General features: G+C 71.8%; 23 protein-coding genes and 2 pseudogenes. 9 read left to right on the top strand and 16 right to left on the bottom strand.

Features of this window, described 5'->3' with window-relative positions; genetic code table 11:
- Positions 1–82 precede the first annotated feature (82 nt).
- Positions 83–517 (top strand): cupin domain-containing protein, encoded by a 435-nt coding sequence (locus CW359_RS07150; protein ID WP_105968930.1) that lies wholly within the window; start codon positions 83–85, stop codon positions 515–517.
- Positions 518–547: 30 nt separating this feature from the next.
- Here the strand turns inward: CW359_RS07150 and CW359_RS07145 are convergent, their stop codons facing one another.
- The 4 genes from CW359_RS07145 to CW359_RS07130 all read right to left on the bottom strand — a co-directional run bounded on the left by CW359_RS07145 (position 548) and on the right by CW359_RS07130 (position 4,680).
- Positions 548–2,914, bottom strand: a complete 2,367-nt coding sequence (locus CW359_RS07145; protein WP_105968929.1) for an ATP-binding SpoIIE family protein phosphatase — start codon at positions 2,912–2,914, stop codon at positions 548–550.
- A gap of 129 nt (positions 2,915–3,043) precedes the next feature.
- Complete coding sequence (locus tag CW359_RS07140; protein ID WP_105968928.1) at positions 3,044–3,511, bottom strand: peroxiredoxin; 468 nt, start codon at positions 3,509–3,511, stop codon at positions 3,044–3,046.
- The gene (locus tag CW359_RS07135; protein ID WP_105968927.1) at positions 3,508–3,888 is read right to left on the bottom strand and encodes a DoxX family protein; all 381 of its coding nucleotides are present in this window, start codon (positions 3,886–3,888) and stop codon (positions 3,508–3,510) included. Before CW359_RS07135 ends, CW359_RS07140 begins: the two co-directional genes overlap by 4 nt.
- An 84-nt stretch (positions 3,889–3,972) precedes the next feature.
- Positions 3,973–4,680: a TetR/AcrR family transcriptional regulator gene (locus CW359_RS07130; protein ID WP_105969236.1), complete on the bottom strand. Its 708-nt coding sequence runs from the start codon at positions 4,678–4,680 to the stop codon at positions 3,973–3,975.
- Between the two features lie 122 nt (positions 4,681–4,802).
- Between CW359_RS07130 and CW359_RS07125 the strand changes: the two genes are divergently transcribed.
- Both CW359_RS07125 and CW359_RS07120 read left to right on the top strand, forming a co-directional pair.
- Entirely contained in the window at positions 4,803–5,576 is a 774-nt protein-coding gene (locus CW359_RS07125; RefSeq protein WP_105968926.1) for an SDR family oxidoreductase, read from the top strand.
- A gap of 107 nt (positions 5,577–5,683) precedes the next feature.
- The gene (locus CW359_RS07120) at positions 5,684–7,390 is read left to right on the top strand and encodes an MGH1-like glycoside hydrolase domain-containing protein (RefSeq protein ID WP_105968925.1); all 1,707 of its coding nucleotides are present in this window, start codon (positions 5,684–5,686) and stop codon (positions 7,388–7,390) included.
- Positions 7,391–7,435: 45 nt separating this feature from the next.
- Here CW359_RS07120 and CW359_RS07115 read toward each other — a convergent pair whose 3' ends face one another.
- From CW359_RS07115 to CW359_RS07095, 5 genes and pseudogenes are all read right to left on the bottom strand, one after another.
- Positions 7,436–7,993, bottom strand: coding sequence for a MarR family winged helix-turn-helix transcriptional regulator (locus CW359_RS07115; RefSeq protein ID WP_105969235.1), 558 nt, complete (start codon positions 7,991–7,993; stop codon positions 7,436–7,438).
- A 150-nt stretch (positions 7,994–8,143) separates the two neighbouring features.
- A pseudogene (locus CW359_RS07110) lies at positions 8,144–8,302 on the bottom strand (NAD(P)/FAD-dependent oxidoreductase); the annotation flags it as partial.
- A gap of 8 nt (positions 8,303–8,310) precedes the next feature.
- Entirely contained in the window at positions 8,311–8,508 is a 198-nt protein-coding gene (locus tag CW359_RS07105) for a ferredoxin (protein WP_105969234.1), read from the bottom strand.
- A 102-nt stretch (positions 8,509–8,610) separates the two neighbouring features.
- The gene (locus tag CW359_RS07100; protein ID WP_232838265.1) at positions 8,611–9,321 is read right to left on the bottom strand and encodes a response regulator transcription factor; all 711 of its coding nucleotides are present in this window, start codon (positions 9,319–9,321) and stop codon (positions 8,611–8,613) included.
- Positions 9,322–9,444: 123 nt separating this feature from the next.
- Positions 9,445–9,972 (bottom strand): MarR family winged helix-turn-helix transcriptional regulator, encoded by a 528-nt coding sequence (locus tag CW359_RS07095; RefSeq protein ID WP_105968923.1) that lies wholly within the window; start codon positions 9,970–9,972, stop codon positions 9,445–9,447.
- Positions 9,973–10,384: 412 nt separating this feature from the next.
- Here CW359_RS07095 and CW359_RS07090 point away from each other — a divergent pair, with 412 nt between their 5' ends.
- Positions 10,385–11,434: a zinc-dependent alcohol dehydrogenase gene (locus CW359_RS07090; protein WP_105968922.1), complete on the top strand. Its 1,050-nt coding sequence runs from the start codon at positions 10,385–10,387 to the stop codon at positions 11,432–11,434.
- A gap of 28 nt (positions 11,435–11,462) precedes the next feature.
- On the opposite strand, the pseudogene CW359_RS46310 reads toward CW359_RS07090, so the two are convergent.
- A pseudogene (locus CW359_RS46310) lies at positions 11,463–11,908 on the bottom strand (cytochrome P450); the annotation flags it as partial.
- 229 nt (positions 11,909–12,137) lie between these two features.
- Here CW359_RS46310 and hemC point away from each other — a divergent pair.
- The gene (hemC, locus tag CW359_RS07080; protein WP_105968921.1) at positions 12,138–13,073 is read left to right on the top strand and encodes a hydroxymethylbilane synthase; all 936 of its coding nucleotides are present in this window, start codon (positions 12,138–12,140) and stop codon (positions 13,071–13,073) included.
- A 35-nt stretch (positions 13,074–13,108) separates the two neighbouring features.
- Here the strand turns inward: hemC and CW359_RS07075 are convergent, their stop codons facing one another.
- The 4 genes from CW359_RS07075 to CW359_RS07060 all read right to left on the bottom strand — a co-directional run bounded on the left by CW359_RS07075 (position 13,109) and on the right by CW359_RS07060 (position 16,046).
- The gene (locus tag CW359_RS07075; protein WP_105968920.1) at positions 13,109–13,666 is read right to left on the bottom strand and encodes a hypothetical protein; all 558 of its coding nucleotides are present in this window, start codon (positions 13,664–13,666) and stop codon (positions 13,109–13,111) included.
- A gap of 202 nt (positions 13,667–13,868) precedes the next feature.
- On the bottom strand, positions 13,869–14,720 hold the full coding sequence (locus CW359_RS07070) for an ABC transporter permease (RefSeq protein ID WP_105968919.1): 852 nt from the start codon (positions 14,718–14,720) through the stop codon (positions 13,869–13,871).
- Positions 14,680–15,525, bottom strand: a complete 846-nt coding sequence (locus CW359_RS07065) for an ATP-binding cassette domain-containing protein (RefSeq protein WP_105969233.1) — start codon at positions 15,523–15,525, stop codon at positions 14,680–14,682. The genes CW359_RS07070 and CW359_RS07065 overlap by 41 nt, the downstream gene beginning before the upstream one ends.
- A gap of 65 nt (positions 15,526–15,590) precedes the next feature.
- Positions 15,591–16,046 (bottom strand): MarR family winged helix-turn-helix transcriptional regulator, encoded by a 456-nt coding sequence (locus CW359_RS07060; RefSeq protein WP_105968918.1) that lies wholly within the window; start codon positions 16,044–16,046, stop codon positions 15,591–15,593.
- 240 nt (positions 16,047–16,286) lie between these two features.
- Here CW359_RS07060 and CW359_RS07055 point away from each other — a divergent pair, with 240 nt between their 5' ends.
- Entirely contained in the window at positions 16,287–17,219 is a 933-nt protein-coding gene (locus CW359_RS07055; RefSeq protein WP_408647459.1) for a SigB/SigF/SigG family RNA polymerase sigma factor, read from the top strand.
- 25 nt (positions 17,220–17,244) lie between these two features.
- On the opposite strand, the gene CW359_RS07050 is transcribed toward CW359_RS07055, so the two are convergent.
- Positions 17,245–17,604, bottom strand: coding sequence for an ANTAR domain-containing protein (locus CW359_RS07050; protein WP_105968917.1), 360 nt, complete (start codon positions 17,602–17,604; stop codon positions 17,245–17,247).
- Positions 17,605–17,773: 169 nt separating this feature from the next.
- Here CW359_RS07050 and CW359_RS07045 point away from each other — a divergent pair, with 169 nt between their 5' ends.
- Positions 17,774–18,589, top strand: coding sequence for a VOC family protein (locus tag CW359_RS07045; protein ID WP_198655120.1), 816 nt, complete (start codon positions 17,774–17,776; stop codon positions 18,587–18,589).
- 36 nt (positions 18,590–18,625) lie between these two features.
- Here the strand turns inward: CW359_RS07045 and CW359_RS07040 are convergent, their stop codons facing one another.
- On the bottom strand, positions 18,626–19,132 hold the full coding sequence (locus CW359_RS07040) for a pep a2 (RefSeq protein WP_105968915.1): 507 nt from the start codon (positions 19,130–19,132) through the stop codon (positions 18,626–18,628).
- A gap of 264 nt (positions 19,133–19,396) precedes the next feature.
- On the opposite strand from CW359_RS07040, the gene CW359_RS07035 reads away from it, so the two are divergent.
- On the top strand, positions 19,397–19,693 hold the full coding sequence (locus CW359_RS07035; RefSeq protein ID WP_105969232.1) for a DUF5133 domain-containing protein: 297 nt from the start codon (positions 19,397–19,399) through the stop codon (positions 19,691–19,693).
- Between the two features lie 50 nt (positions 19,694–19,743).
- Positions 19,744–20,497 (top strand): maltotransferase domain-containing protein (locus CW359_RS07030; protein ID WP_157968503.1); only part of this gene is annotated, 754 nt, incomplete at its 3' end.

Here is a 20,497-nt window from a genome sequence, read left to right as displayed (position 1 = left end):
TTTCGGCCGGGCGCCGTGCCCCCTACGATCACGTCGAGATGTCATGGCGCGCTCACTTCTCTTCCTTGAGGAGCCCCACACCATGCGCAACCTGCTTCGCACCGCCACCGCCGGAGCCGTGACCGTCACCGCGGTCCTCCTCGGCGGCACCGCCCAGGCGACTCCGCCGGGTCCGGGAGTCTCCGGTGTGATCATCGCCCAGAAGACCATCGGCGGCACCGACTACACCCTGCGCGAGATCACCATCCCCGCAGGTCAGGCCACCGGCTGGCACTACCACGACGGCCCGCTCTACGGCATCGTCAAGCAGGGCACCCTCAGTCACTTCGACTCGACCTGCGCCTCCGACGGGGTGTATCCGAAGGGCAGCACCATCACCGAACCGGCCGGCCCGGGCAACGTCCACATCGGCCGCAACCTCGGCAGCACACCCGTGGTCCTCGACGTCCTGTACGTGCTGCCGCACGGCTCGCCCTTCTCCGAGGACGCGCCGAACCCCGGCTGCGACTTCGAGTGACCGACCGCTGAACCGGGCCGGCCGGGCGGATCACTCGGCCGGCAGCGGCTGCTCCGCCCAGATCGTCTTGCCCGTGCCCGTCTGCCGGCTGCCCCAGCGCTGGGTGAGCTGGGCGACGAGCAGCAGACCACGGCCGCCCTCGTCGTAGGCGTGCGCCCGGCGCAGATGCGGTGAGGTCGAACTGCCGTCCGAGACCTCGACGATGAGGGCGCGGTCCCGGATCAGCCGGAGCTGGATGGGCGGTTCGCCGTACCGGATCGCGTTGGTCACCAACTCGCTGACGACGAGTTCGGTGACGAAGGCCTCCTCCTCCAGTCCCCAGGCGGCCAGTTGTTCCATCGCCCCCTGACGGGCGACGGCCACGTGCGCGGGGTCCTGCGGAAGGTCCCAGGTGGCCACCCGCCCGGTGCCCAGGGCGTGCGTACGGGCGAGCAGCAGGGCCACGTCGTCGCCCGGCTGTTCGGGCAGTACGGCCTTGAGGACCGCGTCGCACACGGTGTCGAGGGAGGCGCCGGGCAGGTCGAGGGCGCGGCACAGCTCGGCGGTGGCGTGGTCGATGTCCCGGTCGCGGTCCTCGATCAGGCCGTCCGTGTAGAGGGCGAGGAGAGATCCCTCGGGCAGTTTCAGCTCGGTCGCCTCGAAGGGCAGACCGCCGACGCCGAGCGGCGGTCCGGCCGCCACCTCGATCAGCTCGGCGACACCGCCGGGCGGTACGAAGGCGGGCGGCGGGTGTCCTGCGGAGGCGAGGGTCAGTCGGCGCGAGACCGGGTCGTAGACGGCGTAGAGGCAGGTGGCGCCCAGTTCTGCGACGTCGTCGCCGTCCTCCTCGTCGGCCAGGTGGGTGACCAGGTCGTCGAGGTGGGTGAGGAGTTCGTCGGGCGGGAGGTCGACGTCCGCGAGGGTCCGTACGGCCGTACGCAGCCGTCCCATGGTCGCGGAGGACTGGATGCCGTGGCCGACGACGTCGCCGACGCAGAGGGCGACCCGGCTGCCGGACAGCGGGATGACGTCGAACCAGTCGCCGCCGATCCCGGCCACCGACCCGCACGGCAGATAGCGGTGGGCGATCTCGACGGCCGCCTGGCCGGGCAGTCCCCGGGGCAGCAGGCTGTGCTGGAGGGCGAGCGCGGTGGTGCGTTCCCGGGCGAACCGGCGGGCGTTGTCGACGCAGACGGCGGCGCGGCTGGCCAGTTCCTCGGCGAGGACGACGTCGTCCTCCGTGTAGGGGTCGGGGCAGGCGATGCGCAGGAAGACGGCGACGCCCAGCGTGGTGCCGCGGGCCCGCAGGGGCACGGTGACCATGGAGTGGACGCCCTTGCGGAACTCGCGGCCGACGGGTTCGCGGGCGTTGCGCTCGGCCACCCATTCGTCGAACGCCCGCTCGCCTGCCCGGCCGAGCAGCGCCCGGCCCTCCGCCATCGCGCGGACGGGCGGGGTGAACGGCGGATAGGTGTCCGTCGCGCCGAGCGGGATGACGGCCTCGGGGGTGCCCTCGGTGACGGAGCCGTGGGCGACCCGGCGCAGCACGATCTCGTCGGCGGCCCTCGGCGGCTCGTCCGCGCCGAGCACCCAGTCGAGGAGGTCCACGCTGACGAAGTCGGCGAAGCGGGGGACGGCCAGTTCGACGAGTTCCTCGGCGGTGCGGACGACGTCGAGGGTGGTCCCGACGGCGGTGGCGGCCTCGTTGAGCAGGGCGAGCCGCCGGCGGGCCCAGTGCTCCTCGCTGCTGTCGAAGGCGGCGATGCCCACCGAGGTGACGGCGCCCAGTTCGTCACGCACCGGCCACATCTCAAGGCTCCAGGCGTGTTCCCGGCCGTCGTCCGCGTCCTTGCCGAAGGTCTCGTAGCGTGCGGGCCGGCCGGTGCGGACGACCTCGCGCAGGTTGATCAGGAATCCCGTGCTGATCCGGTCGTCGGGAATGGCGTTCCGGTCCGCGTAGAACCGTCCGACCAGGGCCTGCTCCTCGATGCCCATCAGTTCGCTGGCGGCGCCGTTGAGCCACAGGTACCGCTGGTCCGCGTCGAAGGCGGACAGGGACACGGATGCCTGCTGGACGACGCGCTCGATGAGGGCGGATCCCGGCGCGGCCGACGGCGGTTCGGGGGCGGCCGGTTCGGGGAGCGCGGTGACGACGTACCCGCGCGCCTCGCCGTCCTCGCCCTGTACGGGGCACGCGCTGACGGCGAGTTCGACGCGGCGGCCGTCCCGGTGGCGGAGCGCGACCACTCCGGCCAGCTCGGTCACGGCCGTCGGCGGCAGGGGCTCGGCGAGCAGTGCGGCGGCCGGGTGTCCTACGACCGCTTCGGCCGGGTGTCCCGTCAACCGCCGGGCACCCTCGCTCCATCCCGTCACCATGCCTCGGGCATCGACGATCACCGCGGCGGCGACTTGTTTCATACGCCCCAGGATGGTCCCTGGGCCCCCTGGCATCAACCCAGATGGACGACCTCGGCACACCTGTCGCGCGGAACCTGTCCTTCCGCGGGACGGGAGGGACGGCCGGGGAACGTCCCGCGCGCGGGGAGGTCAGCCCCGGTGCGCGCGGAGGGCTTCGAGGGCGCGGTCCGCGTGGGTGTTCATGCGCAGTTCGCTCGTCACGACCTCCAGGACCGTGCGGTCCTGGGCTATGACGAAGGTGACCCGCTTGGTGGGCATCATCGAGAAGCCGCGCTTCACCCCGAACAGCTCGCGGACCTTCCCGTCGGCGTCCGACAACAGGGGCATGCCGAGGGTGTGGCTCTGCGCGAACTCCTGCTGGCGGTCGACCGAGTCCCCGCTGATCCCGACCGGCCGGGCGCCGACGGCGGCGAACTCGGCGGCCAGGTCCCGGAAGTGGCAGGCCTCGGCGGTGCAGCCGGGCGTCAGGGCGGCGGGATAGAAGAAGAGGACGATCGGCCCGTCGGCGAGGAGTTCGGAGAGCTTGCGGGGCGCTCCGCTCTCGTCGGGCAGTTCGAAGTCCTCGATCTTGTCGCCGACGTTCAGCTTGCGTGTCATGACCGGCCCTCTCCGTTCTTCGCGACACTGCGTGCCCACAGGACGAGCGGCACCTGGAGCGGCAGCCGCCCGATGGCACCGGCCCGCAGGGCTGCGGGCCGGTTTCGCCAGTCGACGGCCATCTTCACGTTGGCCGGGAACACCCCGACGAAGAAGCCCGCCGTGGCGAGCGCGGCGACCCGCCGGGTGCGCGGCAGCGCCACCCCGGCCGCCAGCGCGAGTTCGGCGACACCACTGGCGTACGTCCAGGTCCTGGGCGTGCCCGGCAGTGCTCGCGGCACGATCGCGTCGTAGGTGCGGGGCGCGACGAAGTGGGTGACACCGGCTGCGGCCAGCAGACCGGCGAGCAGCAGGGGTGAGCGTTGGGAGCCGGACACGCTTCCTCCTCGGATGGTGTGCCGGGCGATCCTACTGGACGGTAAAAGACGCTGGGGAGGCGGGTGTTCGACCGCCGCCCGAGGTCAGGCCGGGGGCTCGCCGGAGTCGGCCAGGGTGCCCAGCCACTGCTGGAGCAGGGCCGCCTCCACCGCGGTGAGCCGCTGCGGGGGTTCGGCGCGCAGCCGGGCCGCGAGGGTGGCCGCCGCCGCCGGTACGGCGCTCCCCGGGCCGGAGTCGTGCGGTTCGCCGGCGGTGCGGGTGAGGGAGTCGATCACCGAGTCGCGCAGCCGGGCGGCGAACCGGATGTCGGGGTACTGCTCGGGTCTGGTGAGCATGGACAGGGCCGCACCGACGTTCGCCGCCATGACGACCCGGGTGGCGGCCTCCGGAGGCACGGTCAGCACTCCGGCCGCCGCGCACCGCTCCAGCACGCCGTGCAGCAGGGCGTGGGCCTCCTTGGCGGCGGCGGGGGGTGCGGTCAGCTCGGGCGAGTACATCAGGCGGTAGTGATTCGGGTGGTCCAGCGCGAACCGCATGTGGTTGTCCCAGCCGCGCTTGAGGTCGGCGACCGGGTCGGCGCTGGGGCGGGCGGCGCGCTTGGAGGCGAGGTACTGCTCGAATCCCCGGTCGACCACGGCGGCGAGCAGCCCCGCCTTGTCGCCGAAGAGCCGGTAGAGCATCGGCGCCCCGACACCCGCGGCCTCGCACACGGCGCGCGTCGAGACATCGGCGGCGGGGGCTCCGGCCAGCAGTTCCGTGGCGGCGTCCAGGATCTTCTCTCTCGCGTCCATGCGTTCACGGTACGCCATCCGTAGCGCCGTTACGAGCAACTCTTAACATCGCTACGATTCCGTGATACCGTCGATACGAGTCGGCCGTAGCGTCGCTACGAAGCAATGGGAAGGAAACCGTCATGACCAGCCAGCCAGGCTCCACCCACTCCGACCGCCCCACCACCGGCCCGCGCGTCGCGATCGTCACCGGCGGCTCGCGCGGCATAGGCCGTCAGGTCGCCCGGCAGCTCGCCGCCGACGGCTTCGCCGTGGTGGTCGGCTACGCGGGCAGCAAGGAGGCCGCGGAGGATGTCGTACGCGACATCGTGACCGCCGGCGGCACCGCGCTCCCCGCCCGCGCGGACGTCGCCGACGAGTCCGACGTGAGCGCCCTGTTCGAGCTGGCGGAGAGCACGTACGGCGGTGTCGACGCCGTCGTCAACGCCGCCGGCCGCATGGCCCTGTCCCCGATAGCGGACCTCGACCTGGACGAGCTGGACGCCGTCCACCGCACCAACATCCGGGGCACGTTCGTCGTCGACCGCGAAGCGGCACGCCGACTGCGGCCGGGCGGCGCGCTCGTCAACTTCTCGACCTCGGTCCTCGGGCTGTCCTTCCCGGGGTACGGCGCCTACGCGGCGAGCAAGGGCGCAGTCGAGGCCCTCACCCTGATCCTCGCCCGGGAGCTGCGCGGCCGGGACATCACGGTGAACGCGGTCGCGCCCGGACCGACGGCCACCGACCTGTTCCTCGACGGCAAGGACGAGGAGACCGTCGCCCGCCTGGCCGCCCAGCCCCCGCTGGAGCGCCTGGGCACACCCCAGGACATCGCCTCGGTGGTCGCCTTCCTGGTCGGCCCGACCGGCCACTGGGTGAACGGCCAGGTGCTGCGCGCGAACGGAGGCATCGTCTGATCCGCCGCCCGCGTACGACCGGCACCACCGCGTCACCGACCGCGCCGGGCCGTCGTTCTCCAGGCTCCGGGAGTCACAGGGCTCACGGGGCGCGGAGAGGAACGACCATGACGGCTGCGGAGCAGGACACCGGCGACCGGGCCGGCGGCGGAGGCCCGCTCCACCGACGGAGGTTCCTCAAGGCCGCGAGCGGTACGGCGCTCACGGCGGCGGCAGTCGGCGCGGCCCCGGCACCAACCCGCACCCCGGTACAAGCACCGCCACCGGCCCCGACCAGCGCCCCCACCCGCACCATGACCCCTACCCGTGCCCGTGCAGTGATCCCGCAGATCGGGGACACCATGCCCTCACTCGCCTTCGACGACCCGACCACCCAGCAACGGCTCGGCAGGCTCTACGCCTCCGCGCTCACGGACATGACCGACCGCAACACCATCGCGGCGGATCCGGCGGTCTACGACAGGGCCGGACTGCTCACCGACCCTCCCGGCACCCTGGTGCGGGCCGGGGCGGGCTATCCGACGCCCCAGCGGTGGACCCGGGACGCGGCCGTCAACGCCTGGAGCGCGGCCTCGCTGCTGGCACCGGACGTCGGGCGCAACACCCTGTGGTCGGTGGTGGACCGGGGGCCGGGCGGGCTGGTCGTGCAGCAGGACAACCAGTGGTGGGACCAGGTCGTGTGGATCGTGGCCGCCCGGCACCACCATCTGGTCACCGACGACGGGGACTTCCTGGCCAAGGCGTACGAGACGTCCGTGCACACGATGAGGGAGCGCGAGAAGCACAGTTTCGACGCTGCGTACGGGCTCTTCCGGGGGCCGGGGTTCATGAACGACGGGATCTCCGGCTATCCCGAGCCGCCCTCCGCCCCGGAGGTCCGCTCGTCCTTCGTCCTGGACCATCCGCACGCCGCCGACCTGATGTGCCTGTCGACCAACTGCCTGTACTACGGCGCCCGGACAGCGCTGGCGGCCATGGCCGACGCCCTGGGCAGACCGGAGGAGGCCGAGGCGTGGCGGACGTCGGCCGGGCGGCTGCGGGCGGCGGTAGACCGGCAGCTGTGGCGGCCGGAAGCGGGGACGTACGCGTATCTGGTGCACGGGAGCGGGCCGTTCGCGGGGCGGGTCGACACCTCGCAGGAGGGCGCCGGGCTGGCCCTCGCGGTGCTGCTGGGGGTGGCCGACGAGCGGCGGGCGCGGCAGCTCCTGGCCGGCGCGCACTGGCAGCCGCACGGCATCGTGAACGTCTGGCCGCACTTCGCCCGGTTCGGCGCGAGCCGTCCGGGGCGGCACAACGTGATGGTGTGGCCGATGGTGCACGGCCTGTACGGGCTGGCGGCGGCCATGGCAGGACGGACCGAGGAGTTCGCGCGGGCCGTGGAGACCTTCGCGGACCTCGTCACCGGCAGCGGGGGCGACTTCTACGAGGTGTACGACTCGGTGAGCGGAAAAGTCGACGGGGGCTGGCAGAGCGGTGCGAGCGGCAGACCCGAGCACTTCGTCTCACAACCGCACCAGACCTGGTCGGCGACCGCGTATCTGCGCCTGATCCATGAGGGGATGGTCGGCCTGGTGCACTCGGCGGACACCGTGCGGCTGAGACCGTGCCTGCCCCGGCACTGGGGTCCGGTCCGGCTGCACGGCCTGCGCTGGCGGGACCTGACGCTGGACATCACGCTGAGCGGCGCGGGGAACCGGGTGCGCTCCTGCACGGTGGACGGCCGGCCGGGCGCCCCGGTTCTCAGCGCGGCCGGAAGGGGCCGCCATACGGTCGAGCTGGTACTCGAAGGGCTCGAAGGACTCGATGGGGAGTAGCCGATCGCACCGCGGGGACGGTGCGACACGGCATGGGGTGGTGCGTCAGGTACTGGGCACCGACTGGACGACGCCCGTCCCGCCCGCTGCGGCCCCCTCGGTCGCGTCGGTCGGCTCGCCCTCCTCCTCGAAGGAGTAGGCGAGGAAGTCGTCGACCATCCGGTGGAAGAGGCCGGCGAGTTGCTGGAGTTCCTCGGCGGACCAGTTGCCGAGGGCCATCCGCATCCCTCGAATACTCGCCTCCCGGATGCGCTCGACGGCGTCCTCGCCCGTGGCGGTCAGCTCGATGCGCTGGGCACGGCGGTCGTCGGGGTCGGGCACGCGCGTGACGTAACCGGCCTTCTGGAGCTGCTGCACCTGGCGGGTGACATGGGAGGCCTCGACCGCGAGCCGGTTGGCGAGTTCGCCCGGGCGCATCGGTTCCGAGTCGGCGATCTGCCGCAGCAGCGCGGTGGCGGCCCGGTCGAGCGGCACTCCGGCGACCGCCATCAGACGGTCGTGCTGTCGGGCACGGCTGACCAGATAGGAGATGCGGGTGAGAGCTCGCTCGATCTCGGCCACATCCTTCGGGGCGGGAGCGGTTTTGGGTGGCGGTGTGGACATGGCCTCCACTTTACCATCTCGTTGCGTAACTCAACTAAATTGGTTTGCCGGCAGTCCGCCGTCACGGCCGCCGAGCGACCGCCGCACCTCGGCCGACCACCACCGGGTCGGCTCCCACCAGGACGCCCACCAGCCGGTCGCCGTGCGCTAGGCGGCCAGGAACATGACGTACTGGTCGGACCAGAAGTAGGGCACGGGCGCGAAGGGCCTGCGGGCGTCCGGGGCGAGGAGATTGCGGGCCACATCACCGGCCGCGTACACATAGGGGGCCGCCGCGCAGCACTCGTCGCAGACCGGACCGTCGTCCAGGATCCGCCTCACCGCTCGACCAGCCGGATGGCCGCCGCCGGGCAGATGGCGACGGCTTCCTGGACGCCGTCGAGGAGTCCGTCCCCGGGGGTCTCCTCCAGGACGACGGCGATGCCGTCCTCGTCGCGCTGGTCGAAGACCTCCGGCGAGGCCATCACACACTGGCCCGAGGCGACGCACTTCGGTTCGTCGAGTTCCACACGCATGGTCATGTCGGCGCTCCGAGTTCGTCGTCGGGTAGTTCCTCGTCGTGCGCGGTCGGTCGGGTCGTACGTCTCGCGATCCCGGTGGCCGGTGGCCGTTGCGGGTCACGGGGTGGGGCTGCCGAGCCAGTAGCCGAAGCCCCGGCGGGTGTGGATCAGCGCCGGGCGTTCCTGGTTCACCTTGCGGCGCAGCCGGGAGACGAGCTGTTCGATCGCGTTGCCGCCCCGGTACTCGCCCCAGACGTGCCCGGCGATCTGCTCCTTCGACAGCACCTTTCCGGAGTTGACCAGCAGATGGCGCAGCAGCCGGTACTCCGCCGGGGTCAGTTCGAGCGGACGCGGCCCCCTGCGCGCCTCGCAGCTGGCGTCGTCCAGGGCCAGGTCGCCGTACGACAGCACCCTCAGCCGCCGGGCCGGGCTCCAGGCGCGCAGCAGTACCTGGACGCGGACCAGCACCTCGGCGATGCGCAGCGGGGTGGTCACGTAGTCCTGGCCGGCCCGGCCCATCGCCGTCAGCAGCATGCCCAGGGAGTCGGCGGGGGCCAGGAAGAGGACGGCGGGACGTTCGCCGGTGACGCGGTGCCGGCGGGCCAGGACGTCCAGGTCCGGCAGAGTCAGGTCGAGGACCACGAGGTCGAAGCGGAAGCCGCCGAGTCGGCTCAGGGCCTCGGTCCCGGAGTAGGCGACGGCTACCAGGTAGCCCGCCAGTTCCAGGGTCGTGGACAGCAGCTCGACGGTCGCGGGATCACCGGCGACGACCAGGATGTGCTGTCCGCCGTCCTGGACCGGCGCCGGTTCGTCGCTGCTGCTCACCATGGAAGGACCGTTCATGTTGGTTCCACGCTTCCCGTCCTGACGACTGCGCGAGCCCCGTGGCCGGCCGTCCGGCGGGACCGGACGGCAAGGCGGGCGGGGGACGCCCGGTGCCGCCCGGTGCGGTCAGGGGGTGCGGTGGGGTACGGCGGTCTCACGGCCGCCGTCCGAGGCGATGGCGTACGCGAGGAGGTCGTCGACCATCCGGTCGACGAAGGCGGCCAGGCGCCGGAGTTCCTGGGGTGACCAGTCCTCCAGTGCCATCCGCATGGACCGGCACTTGACCGCACGGATGCGGCCGACCGCCTCCTCGCCCGCCGCGGTGAGCCGGATGCGCTGGGCACGGCGGTCGACGGGGTCGGGTACGCGGGTGACGTAACCGGCGTCCTGGAGGCGCTGCACCTGTCGGGTGATGTGCGAGGCCTCCACGGCCAGCAGGTTCGCCAGCTCCCCCGGGCGCAGGGGTTCGGAGTCGGCGATCTGGCGCAGGAGCACCACGGCGGAGCGCTCCAGCGGGATGCCGGCCAGCTCTCTCAGCCGTCCGTGCTCTCTGGCGTGGTTGGCCAGATGAGCCATCCGGTTGAGATTGCGGTCGATCTCGGCCACGTCGGTCGCCGCCGGAGCGGGGACTTCCGCTGACGGTGGTCTGGGCATGCGCGCCACCCTAGCATTCTGCTTGCGTGACTCAAGCAAAATTACCCACTCCCCTCGCCGCGATCGGCGACTGGTCGATTTAGCTTGCTTGACTCAAGTAATTCACATGTGCTTGCCTTACTCAAGCAAAACGGCTCGTCGGATTCCTCGGAACCGCACGACCCCCCCGACCGGGGCCGCCTTGAGCGGAGGAGGCCCCGCCGCGTCGAACCCGTGGGGACGGGGATCGGCGCAGTCCACGGGCCCGGCACCGGACAACTCCCCCCGTCCGGTGCCGGGCTCGGGACACCTGGAGACGGAAGGTTCGGCCGATGCCGCCCCGCGCGCCCTCGGCACATCGGGGCGAGCGGCCCCGACCCTTGGATCTCCCCCACCCGAACAGCGATTCCCTACGCAGAAGGCGAGCCATCCCATGACCACCATGAAGTCCGTCAAGACCGGCCCCCAGGGCAAGATCGAGGTCGTCGAGGTCGAGCGTCCGGTGCCCGGGCCCAAGGACGTCCTGATGCGGGTCCGCGCCTGCGGCATCTGCGGCACCGACACGTTCTTCGTGCACATCGGCGGGAGCCCGCTCGGTCCCGACGGGTCGATGGTCTCCATCCCGCTCGGCCACGAGCCGGCCGGTGAGGTCGTGGAGGTCGGCGCGGAGGTCACGGGCCTCAAGGCGGGTGACCGGGTGGTCGTGAATCCGCAGGGGGTGTCGTCCGGGATCATCGGCTGCGGCGGCGAGCACGGCGCGATGAGCGAGTACCTGCTCCTCGACGACTGCGAGGTGGGCAGGACCGTCACCGTGTTCCCCGAGACCGTCCCCTTCGACATCGCGTCCCTCAACGAGCCGATGGCGGTGGCCCGGCACTGCGTCAACCGCTCCGAGGCCACGCCCGAGGACACCGTGATCGTCTTCGGCGCCGGACCCATCGGCCTCGGCGCCACCATCTGGCTCAAGCTGCGCGGCGTCAAGCACGTCGTCGTCGCCGACGTCATCCCCGAGCGCCTGGAGACCGCCCTCGCCGTCGGCGCCGACGCCGTCATCAACTCCAGGACCGAGAACGTCACCGAACGGCTGACCGAGCTGCACGGCCAGGCCGCCAACGCGCTGGGCCAGCCCCGGCCGGGCACCGACATCTACATCGACGCCGCCGGCGCACCCGCCGTCATCCAGACCGTGGTCGACTCCGCGAAGTGGAAGGCGAAGCTCGTCATGGTCGCCGTACAGAAGAAGTCCGACCAGATCGACCTCGGCGGCATGCTCCGCAGCGAGCTGACCCTCATCGCCTCGCAGGGCTACCCCACCGAGATCTTCGAGGTCACCCCCGAACTCGTCGAGCACCACGAGCGCTTCGCCAAGCTCATCAGCCACCGCGTCCCCTTCGACGAGGTCGACACCGCCTTCACCCTCGCCCTCACCCCCGGCGCGGCCGAGAAGGTCGTCGTCACCTTCGACGGGCAGAACGACCTCTAGCGGTCGGGGCGGCGACCGGTACGGCGGGTCACCACTCGACGGGGAGTCCGTGGACCCCGTACACCGGTCCGTCGTGCTTGAAGGCGATGTTCTCCAGGCCGGTGGCCAGGCGCAGGGCGGGGATACGGCGGTACGGCGTGCCGTGGACGATCTCCAGCTCCAGCCTGGCCGGCGGCCGGCCCAGGCACTGGTGGACCCCGAAGGCGAAGGCGCTGCCGCGAACCCGATGTCCGCCAGGGCCGCGCGGCGCCGTCCGCCGTGGGCGATGTTGAGGCAGCGCAGCAGTTCCTCGACCGCTGAAGTGACCGGCTTCGGGTCGTCCGGGTCGCGCGGCAGGGCGAGCCGGCCCGGGTGCCGGAGCAGGGCGAGGGTGCCGAGGGCGCTCATGTCGGCGGTGGTCTCGTGGCCGGCGATCAGCAGCAGGAAGCCCAACCGGTCCGCCTCGTCGCGGGTCGACTCGCCCGCCTCGATCCGGCCGACCAGGCCGGAGGGGGTCGCCGGGTCGGAGCCCTGGCCGGCCGCCCCGCCGACCCGGCGGTCGGAGACACCGGTCCAAACTCGACGGAAACCGTTCGCTCGGGGAGCCCGGTCCTCGCGAAGGCCCTTGCGGGGCGGCTGGTGGCTGCCGGGCCGGGTGCGGACTCCCGCGGCGAAGCGACGGATTCGGAGCGGGAGGGGGCTTCTGAGGGTCTATCGTGTCGGCATGTCCGTCCCTGAACTGATCCGTATCGTCTCCCGCGACTCGCCCATGGCCCTGGCCCAGGTGGAGCGGGTACGTGCCGAACTGGCCGTCGTCCATCCGCACACGCGCACCGAGGTCGTCCCCGTGAAGACGACCGGCGACAAGTGGATGGGCGATCTGTCCCAGGTCGAGGGCAAGGGGGCGTTCACCAAGGAGGTCGACGCCGCGCTGCTCGCCGGTGAGGCCGATCTCGCGGTGCACTGCGTCAAGGACGTGCCCGCCGACCGGCCGCTGCCCAAGGGCACGATGTTCGCCGCGTTCCTCAAGCGGGACGACATCCGCGACGCCCTGATCCACCCGGGCGGCCTGACCCTGGACGAGCTGCCTGACGGCACCCGGATCGGTACGTCCTCGGTGCGCCGCATCGCCCAGCTGGCCGCCTCCCACCCGCACCTGGAGTGCGTGCCGTTCCGCGGCAACGCCAACCGGCGGCTGGAGAAGCTCGCGGCCGGCGAGGCGGACGCCCTGCTGCTCGCCGTGGCCGGGCTGGAGCGCATCGGCCGGATGGACGTGGCCAGCGAGGTCCTCTCCCCCGAGACGATGATGCCGCCGATCGGCGCGGGCATCCTCGCCCTCCAGTGCCGCGAGGGCGACACCGAGGTGATCGACGCGGTCAGCGGCCTCGGCGACCCGGACACCTGGCGCGAGGCGACGGCCGAACGAATGTTCCTGCACGTCCTCCAGGGCCACTGCAACAGCCCGATCGCCGGGTACGCGCGCGTGTCCCGCAGCGGCGAACTCTCGCTGCGCGCCTGTGTGTTCACCCCGGACGGCAAGGTCCAGCTGAACGCCCACGAATGGGCGGGCCGTCTCGACCCGGCCACGCTCGGCACGTCGGTGGCGGTGGCGCTGCTGCGGCAGGGCGCGCGCGAGCTGATCGACGACATCGCGCACTGAGAGGCACTGAGAGCCGGGGGCGAGCGGCGGGCCGCTCAGGTGGGTTCCGTCTGGCCCTTCTGGTCCCGCTGCTCCCTGAGTTCCCGCTGGGCCTTCAGGAAGTCGCTGGCCTGTACGGCCACGCCGTCCCGGGCGGTGCCATGGTGGGCGCCGGTGCCGGTGAAGTCCTCGGGGAGGCCGATCCCGCCCGCCCACAGGTGCCGGGCGGTCCACTCCTCCTCGACCCGCAGCTGGATCTGTACGTCCACCTGCGTCAGGGCGGCTTCGGGGCCGGCGGCGTACAGGACGGCCGTGGCGCGGCGCAGCGGGTGGACGTCGAAGCCCTCGATGAACTGCGAGTTCCGCCAGTCGATGAAGGCGCCCTCGCCGTCGGGGCCGACCCGGACGTCGATCTGGCCGTCCTCCAGGTGGACGCCGTAGTGCCGGTCGCCACGGTTCTCGACGGTGACCCGGAGGCTGAAATAGGTCAGGCCGTCGGCTGCGTCGTCGCGTCCGCGCGGCGGTTCGGCCGCCAGCAGACGGTGGACGCGGACACGCAGGCCGGCATGCTCGTCGTACTCATGCCAGTCCCCGACCACGTTCGGCTCGCGCACAGTCCACCTCTCGACCTCGGATGGCTGCTTCCTATCCTTGTGCCCGGCGCACAGTCAAATGAGCGGAATGCGCTGTGGCCAGCGAATTCGCCCCCTTGATCACTGATCAAGCGGTGTGCAGCGGAAATCCGCCGAAGAGCCGTCCCACACACGGTGGCCGCGTGCCGCACATCACGTTCCGGTGCAAGGTCGTGACCGGTGTTCAGCGGGCCAGCCGACCGAGGAGCGAGGAGGCCGCCACGATGCTCAGGGCGGCTGCGACGAGCAGCACCCCGAAGTCGACGAGGAGGTTGGACGGCGTACCGAGGAGGAGTCCGCGCAGGGCGTTCACCTGGTAGCTGAGCGGGTTGATCCGGCTGATCGTCTGGAGCCAGCCGGGCATCACGCTGACCGGGTAGAGGGCGTTGGAGCCGAAGAAGAGCGGCATGGTGATGGCCTGGCCGATGCCCATCAGACGGTCGCGGGTGAGGACGATCCCGGCGATCGTCATCGACAGGCAGGAGAAGAAGGCGGAGCCGAGGACGACGGCCGCCGCGACGCCGAGCAGCTTGAGCGGGTTCCAGGTCATGGCCACGCCGAGCAGGGCCGCGATGACGATCACGACGACGGCCTGGATGAGCGCCTTCACCCCGGCCGCGAAGGCCTTGCCGGTGACGAGGGCCGCGCGCGGGGTGGGGGTGACGAGGAGCTTGGTGAGGATGCCGGCGTCCCGCTCCCAGATGATCATGATGCCGTAGAAGATGGCGATGAACATCGCGGACTGGGCGATGATGCCGGGCGCCAGATAGTCGAGGTAGGGGATGCCGCCGGTCGGTATCGCCCTGATCCGGGTGAAGGTCTCGCCGAAGATCAGCAGCCAGAGGGCGGGCTGGATGGCCCGGGTGTACAGCTCGGTGCGGTCGTGGCGGAGTTTCTGCAGCTCGACGGCGCACATGGCGCCGACCCTGGCGGGCAGCAGCCGCCAGCCCGTTCGGGGCGTGGGCGGTACGAGCAGGAGGTTGCGGGCGGCGGGGTCAGCCGACGCGGGAAGCGGTGCGGCGGGTGCTGCGGACATCGCGGAAGTCTCCTGACCGTTCGTCGAGGCCGCTGCCGGCGATGTCCCGGAAGACGTCCTCCAGCGTGGGCGGCGGTGCGGTGTCGGACGCGCCCTCGGCCCGGCGCCGTTCGCCGAGTCCCGCCCGGAGTTCGTCGGGGGTGCCGAGGGCGCGGATGCGGCCGTGGTGCATCAGGGCGACGCGGTCGCAGTACTGGTCGGCCTCGTCCATGTAGTGCGTGGTGACCAGGACCGTCATGCCGGTGGCGGCGCGCACGGCGTCGATGTGCTCCCACACGCCGGTCCTGGCGATGGGGTCGAGCCCGATGGTGGGTTCGTCGAGGATGAGCAGCCGGGGCGCGCTGACCAGCGCCTGGGCCAGTTCGAGCCGGCGCACCATGCCACCGGAGTACGTCCCGGCGAGCCGGTCGGCGGCGTCGCTGAGCCCGACCGCCGCGAGCGCCTGGCCGACCCGTTCGGCGCGTTCGCGGCGCGGGACGTCGAAGACCCGGGCGAACAGGACAACGTTCTCGCGTCCGGTCAGCCCGGAGTCGGCGGACAGCTGCTGCGGTACGTAGCCGAGCAGCCGGCGCACCGCCATCCGGTCCCCGGCGGCGTCGTTCCCGAAGACGCGGACCATGCCGACTGGTACCGGCAGGAGTGTGGTGACACAGCGGATGGCGGTGGTCTTGCCCGCGCCGTTGGGCCCGAGGAGGCCGAACACCTCGCCCTCGCGGACGCTCAGGTCGAGTCCGTCGACGGCGTTGGTGTCACCGAAGGCGTACACGAGTCCGGTACAGCTGACGGCTTCCCGGCTCTCGGCGATGTCACCGACCTCGGCGCTCCCGCCGGCTTCGGTGAGCCTGTCGGCCTTGGTGAGCCTGTCGTACGTCACGTCTCCTCCGTCTCCTCGCGCAGGTTCCGGGCCAGCTTCCGCAGGGCAGGGAGCGCGGCGCGCAGGGCGTCCCGGTCGGCGTCGTCGAGACGCGCCACCTGCCGTCGGACGAGCGCGGTGCGTCGCTCCCGCCAGTCCCTCAGGCGGGCCTCGGCCGCCGGGGTGGTCAGCAGGCGGGCGGCCCGCCGGTCGGCCGGGTCCGTGCCCCGGATCAGATAACCGTCCTTGACCAGCTGGTTGACGAGCGTCGACACGGAGTTGCCCGCGAGGTACAGCTCCCTGGCCGCGTCCGAGATCCCGATGCCGGGCCGGTCCATGACCAGGCGCAGCAGCTCGACCTCGGCGCCCCGCAGCCGGGGCACGCTCGTCCCGCCGCGCAGTCGGCGCCGGATCAGCCGCTGCACTCCGACAAGCGCGTCGGCCAGTTCGTCGGCGAAGTTCGCTGGTTCCACAGGGCCGAGATTAGCTCTGTGTCAGAGGTATTCGGGGAACGGGGAAGGAAAGGCCGGGTCAAGAACGTGCATGCCGCATGTTCCGTGCCGCCGCGCATGCATGCGGCGACCGGACAGACCCGTTTAGTAGCGATTCATGTCGATTTGTTTCCACGCTGCCGGGGGCGGGAATTTTCCTTGCAGTGCTTCGGCCAGCAGGCACGTCCTTGAGAGCCGCGCCGACGGAGGAAGGTGCGCGCGATGCGCATCGCCACGAGCACTGCACCGAGAACGAACCGCCACCCCCACGACGACGCCCCCGACACCGCCGCCGCGTTCGAACGCCTGGCCCGGCTGCCCGAGGGGCCCGAGCGGCACGCCCTCCGCGACGACCTCGTACGGGCCTGGCTGCCCATGTCGGAGCGGATCGCCGTCCGCTTCCGGGGCCGCGGCGAGACCCTGGAGGACCTGTACCAGGTCGCGGCGGTCGGCCTCGTCAAGGCGGTCGACCACTACGACCCCGCGCGCGGCGCCGCCTTCGAGGCGTACGCCGTGCCGACCGTCACCGGCGAGATCAAGCGGCACTTCCGCGACCACCTGTGGGCACTGCACGTGCCACGCCGCGTGCAGGATCTGCGCAACCGGGTGCGCAACGCGTCGAAGGAGCTGTCCGCGACCGTCCCTGGCCGGCCCCCGACCGTCGCCGAGATCGCCGCGTACACGGAGCTGACCGAGAGCGAGGTCCGTACGGGCATGGAGGCCCTGGAGTGCTTCGCCGTGCTGTCGCTGGAGGCGGAGCTGCCGCGCACGGACGGGTACGCGCTCGCGGACACCGTCGGCGGGGCCGATCCCGGGTTCGACCTGATCGTCGACCGCGCGGCCGTCAGCCCCTGTCTGCGGGCGCTGCCCGAGCGCGAGCGGACCATCCTCTACCTGCGGTTCTTCCGCGGGATGACGCAGAGCCGGATCGCCGGGCAGCTCGGCATCTCGCAGATGCACGTCTCCCGGCTGCTCAGCACCTGCTGTGCGCGCATCCGCGAGGAACTCGACCCCGGGCCCGGCGACGAGCACCGCAGTCGCCCGGACAATTCATCAGCGGCCGGGCGACTGCGGGGCGGGCTCACTGCCGAACCCTCCCGGGAGCGGTTCACCGGCGTGCCCTGCTCCTCGGTGTCACCGAAGGGGCGGGATTGAAACACCCTTCCGGCCGGGAAAGGCGCTACGTGTTCGCGCCGCCACCCGGAATCTGGGTCGGTCCGTGGCGGTCGAGGGCGTCCTCCAGCGCGGCCCGGATGCCGGACGGCATGTCCCCGTCGCGTCCCCAGATCAGGATCATCTCCGCGACAGCGCGCAGCTTGACGTTCGTGTGCTGGGAGACCTCCTTCAGCACCTCCCACCCCTGGTCCGGGGTGACCCGCCCGAGCGCGACCATCATGCCGATCGCCTGGTCGACGACGGCGTGCGAGGTGACGGCCTGCTTGAGCTGATCGACCTCGGCCCGCAGCGCGAAGATCTGATCGTCGTCCCTGGAACCGTCACCCTTCGAACTTTCGTCCGTCGAGCCGCCGTCCGTCGGCATGGCCACCTCCTGTTCGTCGCGTCCGGGCTGGCCCCTCCATCGTCGCCACTGAGCCCGCCGGGTGCCAACAGCCCCGATCGGGGTACTCGACAGGCACCGGGACGGGATTCGGCCGGAGACTGGTGTCCGGCCGGTGCCCGCCGGTGTACGGAACCAGGACGCGAGGGCGATGAACCACGACACGACACCATCCACCGGCGCGACGGACGCCGTCTCGACCCATTCCGAGTTCGGCGCCCCCTGCTGGGTGAGCCTGACCAGCCGCGATCTGCGGGCCACCGAGGCGTTCTACAGCGCCGTACTGGGCTGGCGGTGGCGTTCGGCCCGGCTGGGCGACCGCTTCCGGGTCGCACTGGCGCAGGGCACGCCGGTCGCGGGGATCGCCGCGGTGGCCTCCGTCTGGCAGGTCGCGGTCGCCTGGATCCCGTACTTCGCGGTGCCGAGCGCGGACGAGGCGGTGAGCCGGGCCCGCGAGCGCGGCGGTACGACGGCGGTCGGCCCGATCTCCTTCCCGCCCGGCCGTGCCGCCCTGCTGGCCGACCGGGACGGGGCGACCTTCGGCATCTGGGAGGGCGAACTGCCGGCCGGCTGGGAGGCCTGGCGCCGCGCCGCCCCCGCGTTCGTCCGGCTGCACACCCGCGACGCCTTCGACTCGGCCATCTTCTACGGCGAGATCCTGGAGTGGGCCTCGGGCCGCCCCGGCTGCTGCGAGGTCGACTACGAGGGTGACGAGGTCGTCCTGCGCAGCCGGGGCGACGTCGTGGCCCGGATCGGCTCGGGCGCGCTGGAGGCGGCGCCGGACCCGACGATCCGCCCGCACTGGCAGGTCCACTTCGCGGTCGAGGACGTGGGTGCCTGTGTCAAGGCCGCGGAGAACAACGGCGGCAGCGTCCTGCGGTACGACACCGGTTCGGGGCCGTTCGAGGCGGTGCTGCGCGATCCGGACGGCGCCCAGTTCACGGTGACGTCACGCGTCACGCGCTGAGCCCGCCGGCCGCCCGGACCCGGTGTCCGACCGTTCCTACTGCACGTTCACGAAGGCGTCCTGTGCCCGGTCCGCCGTACCGGCGAAGGACGGGACCGCTCGCGGCACCTGGCGCACCTCCCGCAAGGTCGGCGAGGGCCCGGTCCGGATCAGGGGGACGCCCTCGCAGGAGCGGGCCCGGCGGGAGAACCAGATGACCTTGGCACCGGTGTCCGTGGCACAGCAGCCCCAGCCGTCGCTCAGGGCGGCGATCCACGCCAGACAGCCGCGGAGTTCCTGGTCGGGGCGCAGGGCGCGGTCGTTCTCGGCGATGGCGGTGATGAGGTGCTGGCCGTTCCACCACATCTCGATCACCGCGCGCTTGTCGGTCGCGTGCTCGTCGATGGCACGCAGCAGCACCTCGGTGCCATGGCAGACGGGTCCCACCAGGTGCTCCAGGTCCCAGAGGCGGAGGTGGGCGGCCAGGATGCGTTCGACCTGGCCGACCCGTTCGGGACAGACCTCCACGTCGAGGTGGTAGTAGCAGGGCGATGCGGTCTTCATCGTCGTTGGCTCCTCACGGCGGACCCACGCTGCCGAACGCGAAGCGTGAGCACTGTTCGCTTCTGAGTCAGCTCCAGAGTGGGAGCGCTAGTCCATTCGTGCAACACGAGCGACCTCTGTGGTGGTTGAAGACCCAACAAGACGCTGGGTCGTCGCGCGTGCACCATGAGTGAAGTTCTCACCGCACAAGCCGGAAGAAGAAGCACAGGTACGAGTACAAGCAGCAGAAGAAGCAGAAGCAGTCACAGGAAGGTGACCAGCACCATGCTCTTGCCCGCCAAAGCCGAGGTCGCCCGGCAGTTGAACAAGTACCGGGCGTGGGAACGTGTCATGCTCGCGGCCCCGTCCGACCGTTCGGCGCGCGACAGTTTCGAGGACTCGGGCTACACCCTGTGCGTGCTGATGGGGAAGCGGTGCGCGCGGGAGGCCGCGCACGCCGCCGAGCGCTATCTCCGTACGAGCCTGGTCGCCTACCTCCGTGAACAGGCCGGCTGGACCCACACGGACCGTTTCGCCGGGCATGTTCCCCCGGTCGCCCAGCGCAGCACCGCAGGGGGATAGCCCCGCCCGCGACTCCCGCCCCGACCCCGAGCACGGCAGAGGTGAGACCCATGAGCCCGACCCCGGCCATCGGCCGCATCCCGATCCGGGACGTGTGCCCGGCCGTCGAGGCCGGCCGGCGCCCGGCGAAGGCCGTCGCGGGAGAGACCTTCCAGGTCACCGCGACGGTCTTCCGTGAGGGCCATGATGCGGTCGGCGCGAACGTCGTGCTGTGCGACCCGGAGGGCCGCCCGGGCCCCTGGACACCGATGCGCGAACTCGCCCCGGGCACCGACCGCTGGGGCGCGGACGTCACCCCGGACGCGACGGGCCGGTGGACCTACCGGGTCGAGGCGTGGGGCGACCCGATCACCACCTGGCGCCACCACGCGGGCATCAAGATCCCGGCCGGGATCGACACGGGTCTGGTGCTGGAGGAGGGCGCGCTCCTGTACGAGCGTGCCGCCGAGGGTGTGCCACGGAAGGCGGGCCGGGCTGTCGTACTGGCCGCAGCGCGGGCCCTGGGCGACGACTCGCTCCCGGTGGCGAACCGCCTCGGGCCCGCGCTGACGCCGGCGGTGGAGAAGGTGCTGCGCCGGTATCCGCTGCGGGAGCTGGTCACCGCGTCCGACACCTTGCCGCTGGTCGTGGAGCGGGAGCGGGCGTTGTACGGGGCCTGGTACGAGTTCTTCCCCCGTTCCGAGGGCACTGCCGAGGAGCCTCACGGCACGTTCCGGACAGCCGTCCGCAGGCTGCCCGCCATCGCCGCGATGGGCTTCGACGTCCTCTACCTCCCCCCGATCCACCCCATCGGGCACACCTTCC

Source organism: Streptomyces geranii (assembly GCF_002954775.1).
Classification (GTDB): Bacteria; Actinomycetota; Actinomycetes; order Streptomycetales; family Streptomycetaceae; genus Streptomyces; species Streptomyces geranii.
This window is presented reverse-complemented; position numbering and strand designations above follow the sequence as displayed.